Raw genomic sequence first — 21,672 nt, forward strand, 5'->3', positions numbered from 1 at the left:
GGCGCCCCGCCGGGCGCGGCACTCAGGCCGCCACCGCCGCTGCCGCGGCGGCCGCTGCCGCCGACGCCAGCCAGTCCGCGTCGATCTCGCCTTCGGCGACGATCACCGCGGGGCCCGTCATCTCGATCTCGCCGTCCGCCGCCTCGGTGATCACCAGGCGGCCGCCGAGGACATCGACGGTGTACGTGACCGGGGCCCCGGTCACGGCCGGGTCCAGGCCGTCCCTGCGGGCCGCCGCGACGGCCACCGCGCACGCGCCCGTGCCGCAGGAGCGGGTCTCGCCCGCGCCGCGCTCGTGCACGCGCATGGCGACGTGGCGCGGGCCGCGGTCGACCACGAACTCCACGTTCACGCCGTCCGGGTAGGCCGTCGCCGGGCTGAAGGGGGGCGGGGCCAGGAGGTCGCCCGCGTGCGCCAGGTCGGCGACGAAGGCGACCGCGTGCGGGTTGCCCATGTTCACGTTGCGCGCGGGCCACTGGCGGTCGCCCACGGAGACGGTGACATCGCCTTCGGGGAGCACGGCCTTGCCCATGGACAGCGTGACGTCGCCGTCGGGGGCGCCTGCCGTCGCGGGCTTGGCGATGTGCGCGCGCTTGACGCCGCCGCGGGTCGCGATGGCCAGGTCGCCCTCGCCGACGAGCCCGGCGCGCTGGAGATAGCGCGCGAAGACGCGCACGCCGTTGCCGCACATCTCGGCGATGGAGCCGTCGCCGTTGCGGTAGTCCATGAACCACTCGGCCTCGTCGGCCAGGTGCCGCGCGTCCGGGTGCGTGGCGGAGCGCACGACGTGCAGCAGGCCGTCGCCGCCGATGCCCGCGCGGCGGTCGCACAGGGCGGCGACATCGGCCGGGGACAGCTCGATGCTGTTGTCGGCATCGGGGATGATCACGAAGTCGTTCTCGGTCCCGTGCCCCTTGAGGAAGGCGATCCGCGTGCGCGTGCTCATTCCTCGATCGTACGGGGTGGGTACGACACCTGGACGGGGGCCTGCTGCGGGCCGCCCGCAGGGGGCCGGCCGGGAGGCCCATCGCCGACCGGGAGAACCGTCGCTGCCCTGGAGGGCCCTCAGCGCAGGCGGGCGACGCGCCAGACGGCGAGCACCGCCGCGGTCGCCACGATCAGCGTGTACGCCGAGACGACCCGCCAGTCCGGCCGCCGCCCGGAGCCGCGCTCCGGCAGCCCCGGCCAGGTGTGCCCGACGCGGCGGGCGGCCATCATGCCCCAGCCGGCGGCGCAGGAGCTGATGAGCAGCCCCAGCATGGCGACGACGGCGCCGCCGTCGCCGAACTCGAAGGCCAGCGGGAAGGCGAACATCAGGGAGCCGACGGCGGCGAGGATCACGATCGGCGCGAGCTGCCAGATGCGGAGCCGACGCTGCGGTCGCAGCTCGACCTCGACCTCCGGCTCCGTCGCCAGCTCCTCCTCGGTGGGGCCGTCGTCGGTCACGCCGCCGACGGTGCCACCGGGGCTGTCAGGTCCGTCCGGGCTGAGCCGCGCACCGTCTCGTGCGGTGTGCTCGCCGTCATGTGCGGTGTCTCGAGGGCCGGCCTCCATCGCCACGCGCCCTCCCACTCCGGACTCCACTGGTCGATCGATGGTCGATGATGGCACGCCGTCAGGTACCCGGATGACCGGCGGAGCGTCCCGATGCCATCACGTGATCAGGCTGTGACCGCTCGTTCGACCAACGTCAGCGCGCTCCCGGGGAGTTCCCCGCGGTCGGCGGCGGCGCCGCTCAGCCAGTGCACCCGCGGGTCCCGGCGGAACCAGGAGTCCTGACGGCGTGCGAAGCGCTTGGTGGCGCGCACTGTCTCGGTGCGCGCCTCGTCCTCGGTGCACTCTCCGGCGAGCGCCGCGAGCACCTGCTGGTACCCGAGTGCGCGAGACGCCGTACGCCCCTCCCGCAGCCCACGCGCCTCCAGCGCGCGCACCTCGTCGACGAGCCCGGCCTCCCACATGCGGTCCACGCGCGTGGCGATGCGCTGGTCGAGCTCCGGCCTGGCCACGTCGACGCCGATCTGGAGGGTGTCGTACACGGACTCATGACCGGGGAGATTGGCCGTGAACGGCTTGCCCGTGATCTCGATGACCTCCAGGGCGCGGACGATCCGGCGGCCGTTGCTGGGCAGGATCGCGCGGCCCGCGTCGGGGTCGGCGGCGGCCAGCCGCGTGTGCAGCGCCCCGGGGCCGCGCAGCTCCAGCTCCTCCTCCAGGCGGGCGCGTACGGCGGGGTCGGTGCCGGGGAACTCCAGGTGGTCGACGGCCCCCCGCACGTACAGCCCGGATCCGCCGACCAGGATGGGCCAGCGGCCCTCTCCGAGGAGCCGGTCGATCTCCGCGCGGGCGAGCTTCTGGTACTCGGCGACGCTGGCCGCCTCCGTCACGTCCCAGATGTCCAGGAGATGGTGCGGTACGCCGTCCCGCTCGGCGAGCGTCAGCTTGGCGGTACCGATGTCCATCCCCCGATACAGCTGCATCGAGTCGGCGTTGACGACCTCGCCGCCGAGGCGCTGGGCGAGGAAAACGCCTAGATCGGACTTTCCGGCCGCGGTCGGCCCGACGACGGCGATGACCCGCGGGGCGGGAGCTGCACTTCTCACCGCCCCAGTCTCGCAAACCGCGCGGCAAGTGCCCGAACGAGCTACGTGACGGCACGGCTTTGAGGTCGTTGCCTGTTGCGAGGTTCCGGCCGCCGGTTTCGAGGATCGGTGACCCGGGCGACGCAATGGGACGCACCGGGCGGCGCGGGATTTCGCCCACACGAGTAACGTATGGAGTAGATATGGGCGTTTTTGCACGGTTCCGCCGGAAGTCCAAGGAGACGGAGGAGACGTCGGTCAACGAGGCGTCGGCCGACACTCCGACGGCCGAGTCCGAGACGGCCGAGAAGTCCTCCAAGGCCGACGGTGGGGCCGCGGCGGAGGCCGAGGCCAAGTCCGAGGCGAGGAGCGCCACAGAGGGCGAGGCGACGGAACCTGCCGGGGCGGCCGCCACGGAGAAGGAGAAGGCGGACACTGCCGATACCTCAGACAAGGCGGACGCCGCCAAGGGCGCGGAGAACTCCGAGACCTCCGCGAACGCCGAGCAGGCCGAGAGCGCCGAGATCTCCGACAGCGCGGAGAACGTGGAGATCCCCAAGCAGCAGTCCGCGCAGGAGGCGGCCGACAACGAGGCCGGTGAGAGCGCCCGCAAGTGACTCCCCGGCGAGGGAAGGTGACCCCATGGGCTTCCTGGACCGTCTGAAGGACAAACTCGCCCCTGCCAAGGGCAAGGTCGCGGACCTCGCGCAGCAGCACGGGGACAAGATCGACCAGGGCCTGGACAAGGCCGCCAAGGTGGTCGACAGGAGGACCAAGGGCAAGTACAGCGACAAGATCCGGACAGGGACGGGCAAGGCGAAGGACGCCGTGGACCGCCTCGCCGGAACGGAGGGCGGCAAGGGTGCGGGCGGCGGCGCCACTCCCCCGGGCAACGCCTCTCCCCCGTCGCCGCCGACGCCCCCTGCGGCTTCCTGAACCCATCTGAACGACCGGCGGACGGCCGTGAAGCGCTCTTGGCTTCACGGCCGTCGGCCTGTTTGCGTGCGGTCTGTGCGCGCGGCCTGTGCGCGTGCGGCCGGTCTGCCGGGGCCCTACGACGCGTCCGCGTCTAGGACCACGCCGCCACCAGGTAGCCGACGCCGTACGGCGCCTCGTCGAAGAGCAGTTCGCCGTTCAGGTCCGCGCCGTCCGCCGCGCCCGCGAGCACCTGCCAGGGCGCGCGCCCGGCCGCCTTCAGCTCCTGCGCGAGTTCCGTGTCCAGCGCCTTGAGCGCCGCCACGTCCGCCGCGGCCAGCGCCCGTGCCACGTCGGCGTCGAACCCGGCCGCCCGCTCGTCCAGGTAGCCGGGCGCCTTGAGCGTGCGGCACGCGCTGGCGTCGCCCATCACGAGCAGCGCGACCCGGTCCGCCCGCGCGGCGATCTCCTCTCCGGCCCGGACGCACCGCTCGGTCTCCAGTGGTTCCCCCACGCCGATGCCTTCGACGGGAGCCGCCGACCACTCCGTACGCCCGAGGAGCCAGCCGGCGACGGCCAGCGACACGGGAAGCTCACGCTCCGAAGCCTGCGCCTGACCGTCGGCGGGTGCGGCTCCCAGGCGTACGCCGAAGTCCACTCCGAAGCCCCGGAACGAGCCGTGGGCCCCCTGGGGATGCGGTCCGCGGCCGCTCTGGCCCGCGGGCCCCACGACGACGAGCCGGTCGGGCCGGGATGCGGCGAGCACCCCGATGGCGTCCGTGCACGCGGCCCGCGCGGCATCCAGTTCCGGCGCCGCGCCCGCGGCGACCTCGGGTACCAGCAGGGGTGGACAGGGGCAGACAGCTGCGGCGACAAGCATGATCCGCAGCGTAACGCGCGTCTTCGCGCAGGTGGGGGGCGCCCGGAGAGTTCCGGGCGCCCCCCACCCCCGTAAAGCTCAGTCGCAGCCGCACCCGCTGCCCGTCGCGGCCGGCAGCGGCGCCGGCACGCCGATCTTGGGCAGGCCGAGCAGCACACCGGCCGGCTTCGCCGCCTCGGCCGCGTTGCGCTTCTCCCAGGCGTCGCCCGCGCGCGTGCGCCGTACGTCCAGCACGGCGCCCTCGGCGAGCAGGTGGTGCGGGGCCGCGTACGTGATCTCGACCGTCACGACGTCGCCGGGGCGCACCTCGGTGTCGGGCTTGGTGAAGTGGACCAGGCGGTTGTCGGGGGCGCGGCCGGACAGGCGGTGGGTGGCGCCGTCCTTGCGGCCCTCGCCCTCGGCGACCATCAGTTCCAGGGTGCGGCCGACCTGCTTCTTGTTCTCGGACCAGGAGATCTCCTCCTGGAGGGCCACCAGACGCTCGTAGCGCGCCTGTACGACCGCCTTGGGGATCTGGTCGTCCATCTCGGCGGCGGGCGTCCCGGGGCGCTTGGAGTACTGGAAGGTGAAGGCGTTGGCGAAGCGGGCCTCACGGACCACGTGCATGGTCTGCTCGAAGTCCTCCTCGGTCTCTCCGGGGAAGCCCACGATGATGTCCGTGGAGATCGCCGCGTCCGGCATGGCGGCGCGGACCTTCTCGATGATCCCCAGGAAGCGGTCCTGGCGGTAGGAGCGGCGCATCGCCTTCAGGACGGGGTCCGAGCCGGACTGCAGCGGCATGTGCAGCTGGGGCATCACGTTCGGCGTCTCGGCCATCGCGGCGATCACGTCGTCCGTGAAGTCGCGCGGGTGCGGCGAGGTGAAGCGCACCCGCTCCAGGCCCTCGATCCGCCCGCAGGCGCGCAGCAGCTTGCTGAACGCCTCGCGGTCGCCGATGTCGGAGCCGTACGCGTTCACGTTCTGCCCGAGCAGGGTGATCTCCGAGACGCCCTCGCCGACGAGCGCCTCGATCTCGGCGAGGATGTCGCCGGTCCTGCGGTCCTTCTCCTTGCCGCGCAGGGCGGGCACGATGCAGAAGGTGCAGGTGTTGTTGCACCCCACGGAGATCGACACCCATGCCGCGTACGCGCTCTCGCGGCGCGTGGGCAGGGTCGACGGGAACGCCTCCAGGGACTCGGCGATCTCGACCTGCGCCTCTTCCTGTACGCGGGCGCGCTCCAGGAGGACCGGCAGCTTGCCGATGTTGTGCGTACCGAAGACGACGTCCACCCAGGGCGCCTTCTTGACGATGGTGTCGCGGTCCTTCTGGGCCAGGCAGCCCCCGACGGCGATCTGCATGCCGGGGCGCTGGGTCTTCTTGGGGGCGAGGCGGCCGAGGTTGCCGTACAGACGGTTGTCGGCGTTCTCGCGGACGGCGCACGTGTTGAAGACCACCACGTCCGCGTCGCCGTCGGAGCCCTCGGGCGCGCGCACGTATCCGGCGTCCTCCAGGAGGCCGGAGAGCCGTTCGGAGTCGTGGACGTTCATCTGGCACCCATAGGTGCGGATCTCGTAGCTTCGCGTAACGGCCACTTCGTCCACTGCTCCGGTCCGGACACTGCTGATGGTCATCCCTCAAGGGTAAGGGGGTGGCGGGGGTGCGCCCCCACGCGGCCAGACGGTCCCCCGGACGACCTCGCTCGCCACCCCGTTCGCCCCGCCTAGACGACCCCGGTCACCGTCACTCTGACCTGCGCGGGAGTCGCTTCTCCCGGCTCTCCGGCCGTCGGTCCCGCCAGTGCCTCCACGACCGCCGAGCGCACCGCGCGGGTCACGTCCAGGGCGCGGTGTCCCCGGCACAGCACTACGTAGACCTCGATGTCCACCCCGGGAGAGCCCTTCCGCCGCTGCACGCGCACCCCGGACGCCCCGGCGGCGCCGGCCGTGCCCCGGCCCGCCCCCAGGCCCACTGAGGAGCGCAGGAGTTCGGCTAGGCCGGGGCGGAGGAAGGCCACTCCGCGGGTGGCGAGGACGGCGGCGGCGACCAGATCGGCGAGGGCTCGCGGAGTCTGCTGTTCCGTCATCGCGGGCCTCCTTCGCCGAGCCGGTCTTCTTCGTCGAGCTCTTCGTCGAGCCGGTCTTCTTCGTCGGCTTCGTCGGGCCTGCCGGTCTCGTCGAGGAGGTCGGCGACCACCACGTCGACCGCCGCGATCCGCAGGCCCAGCTCGCTGTCCGCGGCTTCGACGATCCGTGCGCGCACATCGTCCGCGACCAGGCGCAGGTTCCAGGAGAGTCCGACCTGCACCTCGATGCGCACTCTCGCCGGTCCGCGCGGCAGCCGCCCCGGGGGGCGGGCGGAGGGAGCGGCCGTGGCCGTGCTCATGGGGTCGGTCTCGACGCGGCAACTGCCCGCGCGGACCCCCGGCAGGACGTCCACCGCCGCCCGGAACGTCCGGGCGGCCGCCGCCTCCACGATCCAGGCGTCCTCGTCGTCCTCGCCCAGCGCGAGCGTGCGCCCCGGCCGGAGTTCGAGGCGCACCACGTCCATGACGCGGCCGGCGAGCGCGGCCGTGTCCCACTGCCGTTCCTCGGGCTCGTCCACCCGCGCCCGCGCGACGACGCCCTCCAGGGTGCGCAGCGCCCGCAGCGCCTCGGCGCAGTGCGGGCAGCCGGCCGTGTGCGGGTCCGGCTCGTCCGTCCCCGCCTGCTCCCAGACCTGCGCGAGTTCCCGGCCGCAGGGCAGGGTCTCTTCCTCGGGCACGCCGCCGAACGCCGTCCCGTCCGGCGTGCCGTCCTCGTTCATCGCCATCCGGCCATCGCCTCCGTCAGATAGCGCCGGGCCCTGAAGACGCGGCCGCGGACCGCCTCCTGGCTGATGCCGACCGTCTCGGCAATGGATTCGTAGGGCTCACCGTCGAGCTCCCGCAGCACCCAGCACACGCGCTGCTCCGGTGACAGCCCCTCTATCGCGCGTGACAGGTCCCGGACGGCCGCGTGGGCCTCCGCCGCCCGCGTCGGGGACACCTGGTGCTCGGGGGCCTGCGGCTCCGGAACGTTGTCGAGGGCGGTCACCGGCTGCCGCGACCGCAGCACATTGAGACAGCGGTTGGTGACGATCCGATGCATCCAGGTGCCGAACCGGGCGTCCCCGCGGAACTCCGGCAGCTTGCGCCAGGCGCTCACGAATGCCTCCTGCACGGCGTCCTCGGCTTCTGTCGGGCTGCCGAGCAGCCGCGTGGCGAGGCGCAGCAGAACGGGCGCGTGGCGGTGTACGAGCGCCTCGAAGGCCGCCTCGTCGCCCTCGGCCGCGCGCACCGCCAGCAAGGCGTCCTCATGCGGCAACGGCGCATCCGTCTCCTCCGGCGCTCTGCCCCGGTCCCCGGGCACACGCGGCTCCTCTCGCTTCGGTCGTGCTCTTACGACACACGACAAGCCGCCCGCGTTACGCGGCGCAGGCACGGTACCCGCCGACGGAAGAAATTCCCGAGAGGCGCGTAACGGATCCGGGGCACCCGGGTCAGTGGGAGTGAAGGGCACAACGCGTGGACAGCACATACGGACGGCACGTACAGAGCGTCAACTCGACTGGCACCACACCGAGAACGAGCCCAGAACTACCCGGGAAACGACCCGAGCACGACCCCGGCACGACACCCACACGGCTACCAGACGACTAGGAGATGCCGATATGGCGACACAAGAGCTCACTTCGAAGTCGGCCACGTCCAGCACCACCGAGAGGGACGTCACCGGCGGCTCGCAGAGCACGGAGGGAGCCACCACCCTCACGGGCCGCACCGGCCCCAGCGAGCCGCCCGCCACGCGCGGCAGGACGTCGATCGCGGACGTCGTGGTCGTCAAGATCGCCGGTATGGCGGCGCGCGAGATCCCCGGTGTGCACGACATGGGCGGGGGCCTGTCCCGCACCATCGGCGCCGTCCGCGACCGCGTCCCCGGTGGGCGGCCGAACGTGGGCCGGGGCGTGAAGGTCGAGGTCGGCGAGCGGCAGACGGCGATCGACCTCGACATCGTCGTCGAGTACGGCGTGCCCATCACGGACGTAGCCCACGACGTGCGCGAGAACGTCATCGCGGCCGTGGAACGCATCACCGGCCTGGAGGTCGTCGAGGTCAACGTCGCCATCAACGACGTGCATCTGCCCGAGGACGACCGGGACACCGCCGCCGAGACGCGCGTGGAGTAGGCCGACGTCCCTTCTGTGGTGTGAGGTGAGTGGTGAACAAAGCCCTGGTGGGCCTGTTGGCGGGCATGGCACTGGGATTCGCCGGATGGTTCGGCGGCTTCGGCGCCTTCCTGCTGGTCGCCGCGCTCGGCGCGGTCGGCTTCGTACTGGGACGTCTCGTGGACGACGGCATCGGCATCCGCGAGTTCCTCTCCGGCCGTGATCGTGACCGTGACCGGGTGCGGCGATGAGCACGCCCGCCGCGGAACGCGGTGCGACCACCGTCGCGGACCGGGCGGTGCGCCGCATCGCGGAACGCGCCGCCACGGAGGCGCTGGGCAAGGGCGAGGTCCGGGTCAGCCGGGGCACGGCGGCCGTGCGCGGTCGCCGTGCCCGGGTGGGCGTCACCGTGGCCGTGCCCTACCCCGGCGTCCTGGACGACACCGGCGAGAGCGTGCGGTCGCACGTCACCGAACGCACCGCCCGGCTGACCGGGCTCTCTGTGGACCCGGCCCGGGTCCACGTGCGGGAGCTGGCACTCCGGAACCCGCCTCAGGAGCTGTCTACGGAGGGACATGACGCGGGCAGTACCGACAAAGCGATGCCTACGGAGGCGGCGGTTGCGCGCGGCGGGCGCCGCCCGTGGTCCGAACGCCGCCTTCCTGTAGCCGTGTTGACCCTTGTCGCCGCCGTCGCCTCCGGAGTCCTGCTGTACGACGTCCTGGCGGTGCACGCGGCGGGGCGGCCGCCCGCGCGGTGGCGGGTGCGGCTCATGGACTGGCTCGCGACGCACGGGCCGGACGGCGGTTCGGCGGTGAACCTCGTGGCTGCGGTCGCGGTGTTCGGGCTCGGCGTGTGGCTGCTGATCCTGGCGATCACGCCGGGGCAGCGGCGCCGCCTGCCGATGGCGCCGCCGCTGGCCGGCGTGCGGGCGGTTCTCGAACGCGGTACGGCTGCCGCCCTGTTGCGGGACGCCGTGGCGGAGGTGCCCGGCGTCGGGCGGGTCCGCGTCCGCGTCGGCCGCCGCCGGGCACGCGTGCGCGTGGGGCTGGAGTTCGGCGACCCCGTCACGGCCCGCGAGGAGGTCCGCAGGGCGGGCGAGGCGGTCGTGGCGGAGTTCGGTCTCGCCAGGCCGCCACGCTTGCGGATTCGACTGCGTACGGAGCCGTCGTGGCGGGCACCGGCTCTGCCGGCCGCCGGGGCGGCGGCAGGGCCGTCGGGCGGACCGGCGGCCGGGCCTGAACCGGCGGCGGGCCCCGAAGCGACACCTGGCGCCGGGGCGGCGGAGGGGCACGGGACGACACCCGGGCCTGGGGCGGCGGAAGGCCACGGGACGCCATCCGGCCCAGGAACGGCGGAAAGTCACGACGCGACACCGCGCCCCGACGACGACGCGTCGCCCCCTGACGAGGCCACCCCATGAGCGCACTCCGTCAGGGCGTCAATCGCGCGGCGCTGCTCTGCGCCGCGGCGGTCCTCCTGGGCGCGGGCGCCGCGCTGGCCACGACGGCGGATGCCGTGCGCGACCGGCTGCCGTCCGGCTGGCCGCGCCTGGGGACCGACCGCGTATGGCTGGACGAGGACACGCTCGGCCGCTGGCGCGACCACGGCTGGTGGCCGCCCGTCGTGATCGCGGCCCTGGCCGTCCCCCTGCTGCTGTTCCTGTGCTGGGGCGTCCTGGAGGTCCGTGCGGGACGTCTGCGCGTGCTCCCCCTGGGTCGGCCCGGTGTGACCCTCGCGGGCCCGGCCCTGGCCGCGGCGATGGCCGAGCGCCTGCGGGCCATCGACGGCGTGGCCCGCGCCGACGTGCGCCTCCTCGGCCGTCCCCGTCGGCTGCGGGCCCGCATCACCCTCGTCCTGACCCCCGACGGCTCGCCGCGGGCCGCCCTGCGCCAACTGGCCCAGCAGGCCGTCGCGGAGGCCCGCGCGGCCGCGGCGCCGCGCACTCTGGAGGCCGACGTACGGATCAGCGTCAAGGCCCACAGGACCCGGCGCATCCACTGAACGCCGCCGCCTCACACAGGCGTTCGCGTTCACCGGCCACCTGGCTCGTCTTCCCGGCTTCCCCGAAGCAGCCCTTTCTGGCTTCCTCGGAGCAGCCGCGTGCACGGCGCGCAAGTTCCGCGACTAGATTGCCTGTTGGCACAAGCTTTGCCTGTAGCCACACCAATGTCCCGCCAGTTGGCACCTCACCCGCCGCACGCGACCGCCCCGCCACCACCGCCACAAGCCAGATATGCCAGACGAGCCACACATGTCACAACGTCACAACGTCACGCCAGGAGGCGATCACGTGACCGCGAGCCCTTCTCCGCAGGCTCCGCAGGAGCCCTCCCCGCAGGACGCGGCCGACGCCGTGCGGAACCGGATCAACACCGCTCAGCCGCACACGGCCCGCATCTGGAACTACTGGCTCGGCGGGAAGGACAACTACGCGGTCGACCGTGAGGCGGGCGACCGCATCCGCGAGCTGCACCCGGGAATCGGCGACTACGCGCGCGCGGACCGACTGTTCCTCGGCCGCGCGGTACGGCACCTGGTGGCCGATCGCGGCGTACGCCAGTTCCTGGACATCGGCACGGGGCTGCCGACCGCGGACAACACCCACGAGGTGGCCCAACGCGTCGCCCCGGAGTCACGCATCGTCTACGTAGACAACGATCCGCTGGTCCTCACGCACGCGCGGGCCCTGCTGACCAGCTCCCCCGAGGGGCGGACGGACTATCTGGACGCCGACATGCGCGACGTCGAGTCCGTCCTCGAACACGCCTCCCAGACGCTGGACTTCAGCCGCCCGGTCGCGTTGATGCTCCTTGGGGTGGTGATTTTCATCGAGGACGACCAGGAGGCGTACGGTCTCGTACGCCGTCTCATGGACGCACTGCCCTCCGGGAGCCACCTGGTGCTCTCGCACACCATCACCAGCCCGGCGATGCCCGACGTGGACGCGGCGGTGGCCTTCTGGAACGAGCACGGCACCCCGAAGCTGACGCAGCGCACCCCCGAGCAGGTCGCCCGGTTCTTCGACGGCCTCGAACTGCTGGAGCCCGGAGTGGTCTCCTGCTCGCGGTGGCGCCCGGAGACGGTGGGCGACGCCGAGCCGGAGGAGGTGGCCATGTTCGGCGGGGTGGCCCGCAAGGACTGAGCCGCGCACAGCGGGCCGGGCCCGCGCCGAAAGGGGCCACAGGCGGGCCCACACGGAATTCGCTGTCGCCCGGCCTGTGCGAGCCCGAAGAATGCCCGCATGCAGACTTCGAACGAGCCCCTCACCTGCGCCAAGCTGCACGAGGGTGAGCCGGACATCGACGTGGCGCTCGTGCGCGAGCTGATCGCCGCCCAGTTCCCGCGGTGGAGTCATCTGCCCGTCGAGCCGTTCGCCTCGTCCGGGACGGTGAACGCGGTGTTCCGGCTCGGCGACGACATGACCGTACGGCTCCCCCGCACCGCAGGCGGCGCCGAGGACGTGGCCATGGAGAGCCGCTGGCTGCCCTGGCTGGCGCCGCAGGTCCCGGTGGCCGTGCCGAGCGTGCTCGGCCGCGGTGAGCCCGGCGAGGGGTATCCCTGGGCGTGGTCCGTCCACCGCTGGCTGGAGGGCGAGAACCCGGTCGCCGGTACCGTCACCGCGCCCCGGGCGCTGGCCGAAGACCTGGCCGCCTTCGTCACGGCGCTGCGCCGCGCCGACGCCACGGGCGGCCCTACCGCCTACCGCGGAGGTCCACTGGCGGCGGACGACGCCGAGACGCGGGCGGCCATCGCGGACCTGCGCTCGATGTCGGCGGACGCCGTGGACCTCGACGTCGACTGCGACGCCGCCACCGCGGCCTGGGAGACGGCACTCCGCGCCCCCGCCTGGGACGGCCCGCCCGTCTGGGTCCACTCCGACCTCATGCCGGGCAACCTGCTCGTCCGCGAAGGCCGCCTCCGCGCGTTGATCGATTTCGGCACCGCGGGCGTGGGCGATCCGGCGTGCGACCTGATCGTCGCGTGGAACCTGCTGCCCGCCGACGTGCGCGAGACGTTCCGCGCCTCGCTCGGGGCCGACGACGCGACCTGGGCGCGCGGGCGCGGCTGGGCGCTGTCGATGGCGCTCATCCAGCTCCCGTACTACGCCGTGACGAACCCGGGGCTCGCCGCCAACGCGCGCCACGTGATCCGCGAGGTCCTCGCCGACCACGCCCGCGCGAGCTGACGCCTCCCCTGGTCCGGGCCAGGGAGCCGGCCCTGGCCAGCACGCCGCGCGAGGTGGCAGGATCGCGCCCATGCTCGCGGCCCTGCCCCACCTCAGCCGGCGCCGGGCCCTGCAGGGCTCGGCCGCCGCCTTCGTGGTGTGCGGGCTCCTCCTGTGGTGGCTGTTCCCGGTGGGCGGGAGTTCACCCAAGGGGCAGATGACCTTCAGTACGGGTGTGAAGGGCGCCGTCTACGAGACGTACGGCAAGCTGCTGCGCAACGCCGCCGCCAATGACATGCCGGACCTCGACATCGAGCTGATCAACAGCCAGGGCTCGCAGCAGAACGTCGAACGGGTGGCCACGGGGCGGGCCGACTTCACGATCGCGGCGGCCGACGCGGTGGAGAAGTACCGCCTCGAGGACCGGCCGGGCGCGGACCGGCTGCGCGGCTGCGCGCGGCTGTACGACGACTATGTGCAGCTCGTCGTACGCCGCTCTTCCGGGATCCATTCGGCGCGGGACCTGCGCGACAAGCGGGTCGCGGTGGGGCAGCCGCGGTCGGGCGTGCGGCTGATCGCGGACCGGGTGCTCAAGGCCGCCGGGCTGCGCCTGGACAAGGACCTCACGGCGCTGCCCGCGGGCATAGACACCGCACCCGAACTGCTGCGGCGCGGCGAGATCGACGCGTTCTTCTGGTCGGGCGGGCTGCCCACGAGCTCCGTGCGCGAGCTGTCCGAGGGCCTCGCCATCCGCCTCGTGCCGCTCGGCGACCTGGTCGACGCGCTGCACAAGCTGGGCGGCGCGTCCCGCTACTACCGCGCCGCCGTCATGCCGGCCGACGCCTACCCGCAGGCCCAGCAGAACGCGGCCGTCCCGACGCTGGCCGTGGCGAACCTGCTGGTGACCACCGATCGCGCCGACCCGGAGCTCACCGAGGGCCTGACCCGGACGGTGATCGACAGCCGGGACCACATCGGCCTGCGCGTGCACGCGGCCCAGCTGGTGGACCTGCGCACCGCCCTGTACACCGACCCGCTCGCCCTGCACGAGGGCGCGCGACGCTACTACCGCTCGGTCAAGCCCTGAGCGCTTACCCGCCCGGTCGAGCCCTGAGCGCCTGTCTTTGAACCCCCCGCCCGCGCCCCGACACCCGGGACCACGGGTTCGCCGGGCCCGGGCGCGCTACCCCTTGGCCGAGCCCTGGCCCGCGGGCGCCTGCCGCGGGATGCCGACCGTCACCTTCAGGCCGTGCGGTTCATGGCGCTCGTACGCCATGGTGCCGCCGCCCGCCGCGAGCAGCGCCCGGGAGATCGACAGGCCGAGGCCGGATCCCTTGACGTTCTGGTGGCGGTTGCTGCGCCAGAAGCGGTCGCCGATGCGGGACAGTTCGTCGTCCGTGAGGCCGGGGCCGCCGTCGGTGACGACGACGGTCGTGGTCGCGTCGGCGGAGGCGACCCGCACTCGTACTTCCTCTCCCTCCGGTGTGAACTTCAAGGCGTTGTCGATCACCGCGTCCAGCGCGCTGGACAGGGCGATCGGATCGGCCCAGCCGGTCGTCGCCGGGCAGTGCCCGGCGAGGCGCACACCCCGCTCGTCGGCGAGCGGCCGCCAGGCGGCGACGCGCTCGGCCGCCAGGTCACCGATGTCGGTGAGCTGGAGATCCGCCGCCGCGTGTTCCGCGAGCGCCAGGTCGAGCAGGTCGTCGAGGACCTGCGCGAGGCGCTTGCCTTCGGTGCGCACCGACGCGATTTCCTCGTTGCCCTCGGGCAGTTCGAGGGCCAGGAGCTCGATGCGGAGCAGCAGGGCGGACAGCGGGTTGCGCAGTTGGTGCGAGGCGTCGGCGACGAAGGCGCGCTGCTGCTCGAGGACGTCTTCGACGTTGTCGGCCATCTCGTTGAACGACCGGGCCAGGCGCCTTAGTTCCGGCGGACCGCCGGCGGCCGCGACGCGGGAGGCGAGGCGGCCGGTGGCGATGTCATGGGTGGTGGCGTCCAGGACCCGCACCGGGCGCAGGACCCAGCCGGTCAGGCGCAGCGCGGCACCGACGGCGAGGAGCATCGCGGCGGACTCGCCGGCGCCGATGAGCAGCCAGCCGTGCAGCGTCTTCGCGCGCATGCGGCCGGTAGGCGAGTCGGTGACGACGACCGCGACGACGTCGCCGTCGCGGATCACCGGTGAGGCGACGACGATCCGCCCGCCCTCCTCCCAGGGCCACACCTGGGGCGGATTGTGGCTGCCGCGGGATCGCAGGGCCTCTTCGAAGGCACCGCCCACGCCGTCGCCGCCGGTGGGCAGGAACCAGTCGCTGGGGGCGTGCGCCATGGGGAAGCGGTCGCGGAAGAACACGCCCGCCTTGATGCCGTACACCTCGTGGTAGTAGTCGAGTTCCTTCTGCAGGGTCTCGCGCCGCTCGTCCTTGTCGCGCACGCGGGAGCCCGAGGGGCGCTGGGTGACGAACTGCGCGAGCGCGGCGAAGCGCGCCGTGTCGTCGATGCGGTCGACGACCACCTTCTGCTGCTGCGCCGACGCCACGCTGACGGCCAGCGGGAAGCCCAGGGCCAGCAGCACGCCGGCCATCAGGACGATGAGGAGCGGCAGGAGGCGGGCGCGCACCTGTGCCCGCTACGACGCCGGGGCGACGAGTCGGTAGCCGACTCCGCGCACGGTCTCGATCAGGGCGGGCATGTGCAGCTTGGCGCGCAGGGACGCCACGTGCACCTCCAGCGTGCGCCCCGTCCCCTCCCAGCTGGTGCGCCACACCTCGCTGATGATCTGCTCCCGGCGGAAGACGACCCCGGGCCGCTGGGCCAGGAGCGCGAGCAGGTCGAACTCCTTGCGGGTGAGCTGGACCGCGGTGCCGTCCACGCTGACCTGGCGGGTGGGCAGCTCGATGCGGACGCCGCCGAGCCGCAGCTCGGTCTCGGCGGGGGTCTGGGCCGCGTCGGCGGAGGGGCGCCGGATGACCGCGTGGATGCGGGCGATGAGCTCCCCGGTGTCGTACGGCTTCACTACGTAGTCGTCGGCTCCGAGGTTCAGGCCGTGGATGCGGGAGCGTACGTCGGCGCGGGCGGTGACCATGATGACCGGGGTCGAGGTGCGCTTGCGGATCTTCCCGCAGACCTCGTAGCCGTCCTGGTCGGGCAGGCCGAGGTCGAGGAGCACCACTCCGAAGGGTGCCGCTTCGCAGGGCAGCAGGGCCTGGAGTGCCTCCTCGCCGCTGCGGGCGTGGGTGACGGCGAAGCCGTGCCGGGCCAGGACCGCGGACAGGGCGGCGGCCACGTGGTCGTCGTCCTCGACGAGCAGCAGTCTCATGCGGTCCCCCTCAAGCACATCGGTCCCCCTGTGGCGCATCGGTCGTTTCGTTCCCGTGTGGTTCATCGGTCGTTTCGTTCCCGCTCAAGCGGTGCTTCGCACGTGTTCGCCGCCGCCCGGCACGCGCGCGTGCGCGCGGTTGGACAGCGGTGTCAGTGGGGCGCGGTCGCGTGCGTACGCATCAAGGCATCCACGCCGATGGATAAGGACCGCGTCAAGGCCCTTCGGGTCACGGACACGTTCCGTTATGCACCCGGTACGCAGCCGGGGTGCCCTCTTCACACGGTGTGTCCGGTTGCGGCCGGATCGTTATGCTCAATTTCCCCTCAGATGTAATGACGCTGGTCGCACCGGGTTACTACTGTCCTCCCAACCCGAGGAGGATGGAGCAACAAGCCGTGACCGAAGTATCGGTGACCAAGGACGCCAAGCCCGCGGCGGACGACCTTGTCGTGCTGAAGGGTGTCAACAAGCACTTCGGCGCCCTGCACGTCCTCCAGGACATCGACCTGACCATCGCCCGTGGCGAGGTCGTCGTCGTGATCGGCCCCTCGGGGTCGGGCAAGTCGACGCTGTGCCGCACCATCAACCGTCTGGAGACCATCGATTCGGGCGCGATCTCGATCGACGGCAAGCCGCTGCCCCAGGAGGGCAAGGAGCTCGCCAAGCTCCGCGCGGACGTGGGGATGGTCTTCCAGTCCTTCAACCTCTTCGCGCACAAGACCGTGCTCGAGAACGTGATGCTGGGCCAGGTCAAGGTGCGCAGGACGGCCAAGGCGGAGGCGGAGGAGAAGGCGCGCGGCCTGCTCGACCGGGTGGGCGTCGGCTCGCAGGCCGACAAGTACCCGGCGCAGCTCTCCGGCGGTCAGCAGCAACGCGTCGCGATCGCCCGCGCGTTGGCGATGGGCCCGAAGGTGATGCTGTTCGACGAGCCCACGTCGGCGCTCGACCCCGAGATGATCAACGAGGTTCTCGAGGTCATGCAGCAGCTCGCCCGCGACGGCATGACCATGGTGGTCGTCACGCACGAGATGGGCTTCGCCCGGTCGGCGGCCAACCGCGTCGTCTTCATGGCGGACGGCCGGATCGTCGAAGAGGCCGTGCCGGACCAGTTCTTCAGCAACCCGCGCAGCGACCGGGCCAAGGACTTCCTGTCGAAGATCCTTAAACACTGAGGCTTCACGCCGTCTCAACGCCAGCCAAAACAAAGGATGTTCACTCATGAAGCTCCGTAAGTCCGCTGCCGTCGCAGCGGCCATCGCTGCGCTGTCGCTGACCGCCACCGCCTGCGGCGGCAAGGACGGATCCGCCGGCGACAAGCCGGAGGGCCCCGCCAAGTCCGGCGGCAAGGAACTCAGCTACACGGTCAAGAAGGACGTCTCGGTCGACTCCTCGGTCTTCAAGGCGGCCAAGAAGCGCGGCAAGCTGATCATCGGCGCCAAGGCCGACCAGCCGTACCTGGGCTTCGAGGACCAGTCCACGAAGAAGCGCTCGGGCTTCGACATCGAGATCGCCAAGATGGTCGCCGCCGACCTCGGCTTCTCGCCGAAGCAGATCGAGTGGAAGACGGTCGACTCCGGTGCCCGCGAGACCGCGGTCTCCAAGGGCGACGTCGACCTGATGATCGGCACGTACACGATCAACCCCGAGCGCAAGAAGCAGATCGACTTCGCGGGCCCGTACTTCCACGCCGGTGCCTCGCTGCTGGTCCGCAAGGACGAGAAGGACATCAAGGGCCCGGACACCGTCCGCGGCAAGAAGGTCTGTTCCATCGTCGGCTCCACGCCGCTGCAGAACATCAAGAAGCCGAAGTACGGCGCCAAGGTGACCGAGCTCTCCAAGTACTCGGAGTGCGTCGCCCAGATGCTGAACAACCAGGTCGACGCGGTCACCACGGACGACGCGATCCTGATGGGCTACGCCGCGCAGAACAAGGGCAAGCTCAAGGTCGTCGGTGAGACCTTCTCGGACGAGCCGTACGGCGTCGGCCTGAAGAAGGGTGACGCCGCCCTGCAGAAGGCCGTCGCGGACGCCATCAAGGCGCACCAGGAGAACGGCGACTACAAGAAGGCGTTCGACGCCACCATCGGCATCTCGGGCTCCAAGTACCAGGAGCCGCCGACCTTCACCGACCCGAAGTAGTCCCTGACGTCCCGCTCCGCCCGCGCCGAGGCGCGGCCAGGAGCGGGACGTTCACTGTAAGAAGCCGATGCCGGAATCGCTGTCGGACCCGTCGCGAAGACCTGCCGCCCCGCCGACGTCGACGGTCTGGGCCTGTCGTGAACCCCTGCGACCCGTCGCGAACACCTCGCGGAGAATTCATGGACGTATTGCTCGACAACCTGTCGCTCTTCCGCGAAGGGTTTTACGGCACTGTCAAGTTGACCGTCGTCAGTGCGCTGGTGGCCATCGTGGTCGGCGTGGTCATCGCCGGGTGCCGGGTCTCGCCGGTGCTGCCCCTGCGCATATTCGGGACCGCCTGGGTCACCCTGCTGCGGAACACCCCGCTGACGCTGCTGTTCCTGGTGGCGTTCTTCATCGTCCCGAAGGTCCTCTACCCGGACCTGGACTCGTTCGTACTCGCCGTGGCCGCGTGCGGTTTTTACACCTCCGCGTTCGTGGCCGAGGCGGTGCGCTCCGGCATCAACACGGTGCCGATCGGCCAGGCCGAGGCGGCGCGGGCCGTCGGCCTCACCTTCGCGCAGAGCATGCGGCTCGTCGTGCTGCCGCAGGCCACGCGCAACGTGGTGCCGCCGCTCTCCAGCATCTTCATCGCCCTGACCAAGAACACGGCCATCGCGGGCGCCTTCGACAACACCGATCTGTTCAATGTCTCGAAGACTCTGAGCAACGAGGGCTACGACATCGTGATGATCTTCATCTGGATCACCCTCGCCTACCTGATCATCACGTACGCCATCAATGGTCTCTTCCGGGTCCTGGAGCACCGTTTGGAGGTCGCCCGATGAGTGCGAACGTCCTCTTCGACGCCCCGGGCCCCAAGGCCCGCGTCCGCAACATCATCTACACCGTCATCGGCAGCCTCGCCGTCATCGGCGGCATTGTCTGGATCATTCTGCGCCTGAACGACAAGGGCGAGTTCGACCCGGATCTGTGGGACATCTTCAATTACTCCGGAATCCGGCAGAACATTCTGGATTCGCTGGTCGCCACCCTGAAGGTGTTCGCACTCGCCGGTGTGCTCTCGCTGGTCGTCGCGGTGATCCTGTGCGTGGCGCGGCTCTCCGACCACCGTCCCGTGCGGTGGCTCGCGGTCGGATTCATCGACCTCTTCCGGTCGATTCCCCTGCTCATCACGATCTTCGCGTTCTGGGTCGGCCTCGTCGGCGACATGACGCCGTTCTGGGCGCTTGTGCTCGGCCTGACGATCTACAACGGATGCGTACAGGCGGAGGTGCTCCGCGCGGGCATCAACGCCGTGCCCACGGGCCAGAAGGAGGCCGCGTACGCGCTCGGCCTGCGCAAGACCCAGGTCATGGCGACCGTCCTGTTCCCGCAGGCCATCCGGTCGATGCTGCCGTCGATCATCAGCCAGCTCGTGGTGACGCTGAAGGACACCTCACTCGGGTTCATGATCCTCTACCCCGAGCTGCTGCAGTCCGCCCGGCTCATCGCCAACAACACACCGGTCAACGGCGTCTATCCGTTCGTCCAGACGGTCACCGTCTTCGGTGTCATCTACATTTCGCTCTGCATGATTCTGTCCGCGCTCGCCACCTGGCTGGAGCGGCGCGGACGCCGGGCGAAGACGGGCATCAAGGTGGCTGTCGCGGCCGAGCCCACGGCGGTGGCGGAGATCGTCGAAACGTCTCCGGAGAAGAAGTAAGGCTCCACGCGTAATGGCCCGCCGAGATTTCGGCGGGCCATTGTGCGTTTTCCATACCCGACGCAGCATGAGGAGCCCCGGGGGTTCTGTCCCCGAGCGTCCGGCTTGACGGGGTGCCACGCAGTCTGTTGCATACGTTCTGTGATCGTGCACCGGGCTCCAACTGCCATTTCCTGTACGTACGTCCAGCGCTCCCGGACAGTCCTGGCAGGAGGCCGCACGCCGTGGACCCGGTGATCGTCGTCGGCGCGGGTCCCGTCGGCCTCACCCTCGCCCTGTCCCTCGCACGTCACTCGGTCCCCACCGTGATCCTCGACGAAGGACCCGGCAAGGACGAGCAGCGGCCCGCGCGGACCGCCGTCCTGCGCGAGGACACCGCGGGGCTCGTCGAACGGCTCGCCGGGCACTCGTTCGGCGACGCCGACACCGGCGCGCGCTGGACCGGCTGGCGTTCGATGCGCCGCAAGCAGGTGACGCGGGAGCTCACGTTCAGTGACGAGCTGCCCTCTCCGCTGCACGTCCCCCAGCATGTGCTGACCAGCGCGCTGCGTGCCGCCATCGCCGACGAACGCCTCGTCAAGGTCGCGGTCGAGAGCAAGCTCGACGCCCTGGAGCAGGATGCCTCCGGGCTCACCGCCCACACGCGCGGACCGAAGGACACCTGGTGGCGGGGCAGCTATCTGGTGGGCTGCGACGGCCCACGCTCGACCGTGCGCAAGCTGCTCGACGTCCGCTTCCCGGGGCGCACCGCCGTGGAACGGCACGCGGTCGCCTCGCTGCGTACGGAACTTCCGTGGCCCGGTGAGGCGTTGTTGCATCGGAGCCCTCCTTGGCGCGACGGCGGTGCCGAGGTGACGGGCCGTCCGCTGGCCGACGGCGTCTGGCGGATCGACTGGCTCCTGCCGTCGCGTGGCGAGTTGGTGACGCCCGACGTCCTCGTGGCCCGCATCCGGGAGACGCTCGCCGGCTGGTGCGGCGGCGCCACACCGTCGTACGAACTGCTGGACACCGGCGTCCACACGGTCCACCACCGCGTCGCCCGCCGGTGGCGGGTCGGCCGTGCCTTCCTCGCTGGGGACGCCGCGCACCTCCTCGGGGCGCTGGGCACCCAGGGCCTCGACGAGGGGCTGCGCGACGCGGACAACCTCGCCTGGAAGCTGGCGCTCGCCTGGCACCACGGCCCGCGCCCGGCGCTGCTCGACAGCTATCAGGCCGAGCGGCGCGCCGTGGTCGCCGCGCGGCTGCGCGCCGCCGACCAGGTGCTGCCGGTGCTGCGCGGCGGCAAGGGCCTGCGCGCGTACGTCCCGGGGACGGCGCGCAGCCAGGACGCGCTGCTCATGGACGGCCATGTGGGGAGCGGGCAGCTGGGCGCGCCCGGGGCGTACGCCGACTCGCCGCTGGCGCCGGAGAGTTCGGACTCCGTGGTGGCGGTGGACACGGCTCCCGGCGGCCCGGTCACCGATGTGGAAGTGACGGCGCCGGACGGTTCCTTCGTACGGCTCCGGGACCGGCTCGGCCGCGGCCGGCTGCTCGTCGTGCTCGTGGCGCCCGGCACCGTCGTGTGGGAGCGGCGGCACTGGGTGACGGCGGGCATCATGCCCCGGCTCGCCGCGGCGGTCACCGCGCTCCCGCACCCCGCCGAACTCCTCGTCGCCGAGGCATATCCGGGCGCCGCGGCGCACACGCTCCTGCTCGTGCGTCCCGACGGCCACCTGGTCACCGCGCTCGGCGGGGTGCGTCCGGCCGAGCTGTACGCGGCGGCGGAGGCGGCGCTGGGGGTGGCCGCGGAGGGGCGGCGGCGTGCGCGC

The 21,672-nt window shown here is 71.9% G+C and carries 24 protein-coding genes; 14 read left to right on the forward strand and 10 right to left on the reverse strand.

Going from position 1 to position 21,672, the window contains the following annotated elements:
* Positions 1-22: 22 nt before the first annotated feature.
* The 3 genes from dapF to miaA all read right to left on the reverse strand — a co-directional run bounded on the left by dapF (position 23) and on the right by miaA (position 2,600).
* Complete coding sequence (dapF, locus tag STRAU_RS20105; protein WP_016642209.1) at positions 23-946, reverse strand: diaminopimelate epimerase; 924 nt, start codon at positions 944-946, stop codon at positions 23-25.
* Between the two features lie 119 nt (positions 947-1,065).
* Positions 1,066-1,554: a hypothetical protein gene (locus tag STRAU_RS20110; RefSeq protein ID WP_037660673.1), complete on the reverse strand. Its 489-nt coding sequence runs from the start codon at positions 1,552-1,554 to the stop codon at positions 1,066-1,068.
* A gap of 107 nt (positions 1,555-1,661) precedes the next feature.
* Positions 1,662-2,600 carry a tRNA (adenosine(37)-N6)-dimethylallyltransferase MiaA gene (miaA, locus tag STRAU_RS20115; RefSeq protein ID WP_016642211.1) on the reverse strand — a complete coding sequence of 313 codons (939 nt, stop codon included), beginning with the start codon at positions 2,598-2,600 and terminating at the stop codon, positions 1,662-1,664.
* 182 nt (positions 2,601-2,782) lie between these two features.
* Between miaA and STRAU_RS41570 the strand changes: the two genes are divergently transcribed.
* Complete coding sequence (locus STRAU_RS41570) at positions 2,783-3,196, forward strand: hypothetical protein (RefSeq protein WP_016642212.1); 414 nt, start codon at positions 2,783-2,785, stop codon at positions 3,194-3,196.
* 25 nt (positions 3,197-3,221) lie between these two features.
* Positions 3,222-3,515, forward strand: coding sequence for an antitoxin (locus tag STRAU_RS20125; RefSeq protein ID WP_016642213.1), 294 nt, complete (start codon positions 3,222-3,224; stop codon positions 3,513-3,515).
* Positions 3,516-3,648: 133 nt separating this feature from the next.
* On the opposite strand, the gene STRAU_RS20130 is transcribed toward STRAU_RS20125, so the two are convergent.
* The 5 genes from STRAU_RS20130 to STRAU_RS20150 form a co-directional block, all read right to left on the reverse strand.
* Positions 3,649-4,374, reverse strand: coding sequence for a class III extradiol dioxygenase subunit B-like domain-containing protein (locus tag STRAU_RS20130; protein ID WP_016642214.1), 726 nt, complete (start codon positions 4,372-4,374; stop codon positions 3,649-3,651).
* Positions 4,375-4,452: 78 nt separating this feature from the next.
* Positions 4,453-5,985, reverse strand: a complete 1,533-nt coding sequence (gene miaB / locus STRAU_RS20135) for a tRNA (N6-isopentenyl adenosine(37)-C2)-methylthiotransferase MiaB (protein WP_106967982.1) — start codon at positions 5,983-5,985, stop codon at positions 4,453-4,455.
* An 89-nt stretch (positions 5,986-6,074) separates the two neighbouring features.
* Entirely contained in the window at positions 6,075-6,437 is a 363-nt protein-coding gene (locus tag STRAU_RS20140; protein WP_016642216.1) for a hypothetical protein, read from the reverse strand.
* Positions 6,434-7,162 (reverse strand): hypothetical protein, encoded by a 729-nt coding sequence (locus tag STRAU_RS20145; RefSeq protein ID WP_016642217.1) that lies wholly within the window; start codon positions 7,160-7,162, stop codon positions 6,434-6,436. The genes STRAU_RS20140 and STRAU_RS20145 overlap by 4 nt, the downstream gene beginning before the upstream one ends.
* The gene (locus STRAU_RS20150) at positions 7,153-7,695 is read right to left on the reverse strand and encodes an RNA polymerase sigma factor (RefSeq protein WP_037660665.1); all 543 of its coding nucleotides are present in this window, start codon (positions 7,693-7,695) and stop codon (positions 7,153-7,155) included. The genes STRAU_RS20145 and STRAU_RS20150 overlap by 10 nt, the downstream gene beginning before the upstream one ends.
* A 346-nt stretch (positions 7,696-8,041) precedes the next feature.
* Here STRAU_RS20150 and STRAU_RS20155 point away from each other — a divergent pair, with 346 nt between their 5' ends.
* From STRAU_RS20155 to STRAU_RS20185, 7 genes are all read left to right on the forward strand, one after another.
* On the forward strand, positions 8,042-8,557 hold the full coding sequence (locus STRAU_RS20155; RefSeq protein WP_016642219.1) for an Asp23/Gls24 family envelope stress response protein: 516 nt from the start codon (positions 8,042-8,044) through the stop codon (positions 8,555-8,557).
* Positions 8,558-8,589: 32 nt separating this feature from the next.
* Positions 8,590-8,787: a hypothetical protein gene (locus STRAU_RS20160; RefSeq protein ID WP_037660674.1), complete on the forward strand. Its 198-nt coding sequence runs from the start codon at positions 8,590-8,592 to the stop codon at positions 8,785-8,787.
* A complete protein-coding gene (locus STRAU_RS20165) occupies positions 8,784-9,959 on the forward strand; it encodes a DUF6286 domain-containing Asp23/Gls24 family envelope stress response protein (protein WP_016642221.1) in 1,176 nt (391 codons plus the stop codon). The genes STRAU_RS20160 and STRAU_RS20165 overlap by 4 nt, the downstream gene beginning before the upstream one ends.
* Positions 9,956-10,540, forward strand: coding sequence for a hypothetical protein (locus STRAU_RS20170; protein ID WP_016642222.1), 585 nt, complete (start codon positions 9,956-9,958; stop codon positions 10,538-10,540). The genes STRAU_RS20165 and STRAU_RS20170 overlap by 4 nt, the downstream gene beginning before the upstream one ends.
* Before the next feature lie 289 nt (positions 10,541-10,829).
* A complete protein-coding gene (locus STRAU_RS20175; protein WP_016642223.1) occupies positions 10,830-11,681 on the forward strand; it encodes an SAM-dependent methyltransferase in 852 nt (283 codons plus the stop codon).
* 99 nt (positions 11,682-11,780) lie between these two features.
* Complete coding sequence (locus STRAU_RS20180) at positions 11,781-12,725, forward strand: aminoglycoside phosphotransferase family protein (protein ID WP_016642224.1); 945 nt, start codon at positions 11,781-11,783, stop codon at positions 12,723-12,725.
* Between the two features lie 70 nt (positions 12,726-12,795).
* Complete coding sequence (locus tag STRAU_RS20185; protein WP_016642225.1) at positions 12,796-13,791, forward strand: TAXI family TRAP transporter solute-binding subunit; 996 nt, start codon at positions 12,796-12,798, stop codon at positions 13,789-13,791.
* 96 nt (positions 13,792-13,887) lie between these two features.
* Here the strand turns inward: STRAU_RS20185 and STRAU_RS20190 are convergent, their stop codons facing one another.
* Together STRAU_RS20190 and STRAU_RS20195 are read right to left on the reverse strand one after the other, a co-directional pair.
* The gene (locus STRAU_RS20190; RefSeq protein ID WP_016642226.1) at positions 13,888-15,318 is read right to left on the reverse strand and encodes a sensor histidine kinase; all 1,431 of its coding nucleotides are present in this window, start codon (positions 15,316-15,318) and stop codon (positions 13,888-13,890) included.
* A 9-nt stretch (positions 15,319-15,327) separates the two neighbouring features.
* Entirely contained in the window at positions 15,328-16,017 is a 690-nt protein-coding gene (locus STRAU_RS20195) for a response regulator transcription factor (protein WP_016642227.1), read from the reverse strand.
* Between the two features lie 398 nt (positions 16,018-16,415).
* Here STRAU_RS20195 and STRAU_RS20200 point away from each other — a divergent pair, with 398 nt between their 5' ends.
* From STRAU_RS20200 to STRAU_RS20220, 5 genes are all read left to right on the forward strand, one after another.
* Positions 16,416-17,192 (forward strand): amino acid ABC transporter ATP-binding protein, encoded by a 777-nt coding sequence (locus STRAU_RS20200; RefSeq protein ID WP_037660668.1) that lies wholly within the window; start codon positions 16,416-16,418, stop codon positions 17,190-17,192.
* Positions 17,193-17,238: 46 nt separating this feature from the next.
* A complete protein-coding gene (locus tag STRAU_RS20205; RefSeq protein ID WP_016642229.1) occupies positions 17,239-18,159 on the forward strand; it encodes a glutamate ABC transporter substrate-binding protein in 921 nt (306 codons plus the stop codon).
* 179 nt (positions 18,160-18,338) lie between these two features.
* Positions 18,339-18,986: an amino acid ABC transporter permease gene (locus tag STRAU_RS20210; RefSeq protein ID WP_016642230.1), complete on the forward strand. Its 648-nt coding sequence runs from the start codon at positions 18,339-18,341 to the stop codon at positions 18,984-18,986.
* Positions 18,983-19,864, forward strand: coding sequence for an amino acid ABC transporter permease (locus tag STRAU_RS20215; protein WP_016642231.1), 882 nt, complete (start codon positions 18,983-18,985; stop codon positions 19,862-19,864). Before STRAU_RS20210 ends, STRAU_RS20215 begins: the two co-directional genes overlap by 4 nt.
* Positions 19,865-20,088: 224 nt before the next feature.
* On the forward strand, positions 20,089-21,672 hold a 1,584-nt coding region (locus tag STRAU_RS20220; protein WP_037660671.1), incomplete at its 3' end, for an FAD-dependent monooxygenase.

Source organism: Streptomyces aurantiacus JA 4570, from assembly GCF_000414115.1.
GTDB lineage: Bacteria > Actinomycetota > Actinomycetes > Streptomycetales > Streptomycetaceae > Streptomyces > Streptomyces aurantiacus_A.

Excerpts from the sequence above, each read along its gene's own strand:
- miaB (WP_106967982.1), bottom strand. The coding sequence starts at position 5,985 with ATGACCATCAGCAGTGTCCGGACCGGAGCAGTGGACGAAGTGGCCGTT.
- STRAU_RS20110 (WP_037660673.1), bottom strand. The coding sequence starts at position 1,554 with ATGGAGGCCGGCCCTCGAGACACCGCACATGACGGCGAGCACACCGCA.
- STRAU_RS20155 (WP_016642219.1), top strand. The coding sequence starts at position 8,042 with ATGGCGACACAAGAGCTCACTTCGAAGTCGGCCACGTCCAGCACCACC.
- STRAU_RS20125 (WP_016642213.1), top strand. The coding sequence starts at position 3,222 with ATGGGCTTCCTGGACCGTCTGAAGGACAAACTCGCCCCTGCCAAGGGC.
- STRAU_RS20140 (WP_016642216.1), bottom strand. The coding sequence starts at position 6,437 with ATGACGGAACAGCAGACTCCGCGAGCCCTCGCCGATCTGGTCGCCGCC.
- STRAU_RS20185 (WP_016642225.1), top strand. The coding sequence starts at position 12,796 with ATGCTCGCGGCCCTGCCCCACCTCAGCCGGCGCCGGGCCCTGCAGGGC.
- STRAU_RS20210 (WP_016642230.1), top strand. The coding sequence starts at position 18,339 with ATGGACGTATTGCTCGACAACCTGTCGCTCTTCCGCGAAGGGTTTTAC.
- STRAU_RS20165 (WP_016642221.1), top strand. The coding sequence starts at position 8,784 with ATGAGCACGCCCGCCGCGGAACGCGGTGCGACCACCGTCGCGGACCGG.
- dapF (WP_016642209.1), bottom strand. The coding sequence starts at position 946 with ATGAGCACGCGCACGCGGATCGCCTTCCTCAAGGGGCACGGGACCGAG.
- STRAU_RS41570 (WP_016642212.1), top strand. The coding sequence starts at position 2,783 with ATGGGCGTTTTTGCACGGTTCCGCCGGAAGTCCAAGGAGACGGAGGAG.
- STRAU_RS20195 (WP_016642227.1), bottom strand. The coding sequence starts at position 16,017 with ATGAGACTGCTGCTCGTCGAGGACGACGACCACGTGGCCGCCGCCCTG.
- STRAU_RS20215 (WP_016642231.1), top strand. The coding sequence starts at position 18,983 with ATGAGTGCGAACGTCCTCTTCGACGCCCCGGGCCCCAAGGCCCGCGTC.
- STRAU_RS20145 (WP_016642217.1), bottom strand. The coding sequence starts at position 7,162 with ATGGCGATGAACGAGGACGGCACGCCGGACGGGACGGCGTTCGGCGGC.
- STRAU_RS20130 (WP_016642214.1), bottom strand. The coding sequence starts at position 4,374 with ATGCTTGTCGCCGCAGCTGTCTGCCCCTGTCCACCCCTGCTGGTACCC.
- STRAU_RS20180 (WP_016642224.1), top strand. The coding sequence starts at position 11,781 with ATGCAGACTTCGAACGAGCCCCTCACCTGCGCCAAGCTGCACGAGGGT.
- STRAU_RS20170 (WP_016642222.1), top strand. The coding sequence starts at position 9,956 with ATGAGCGCACTCCGTCAGGGCGTCAATCGCGCGGCGCTGCTCTGCGCC.
- STRAU_RS20205 (WP_016642229.1), top strand. The coding sequence starts at position 17,239 with ATGAAGCTCCGTAAGTCCGCTGCCGTCGCAGCGGCCATCGCTGCGCTG.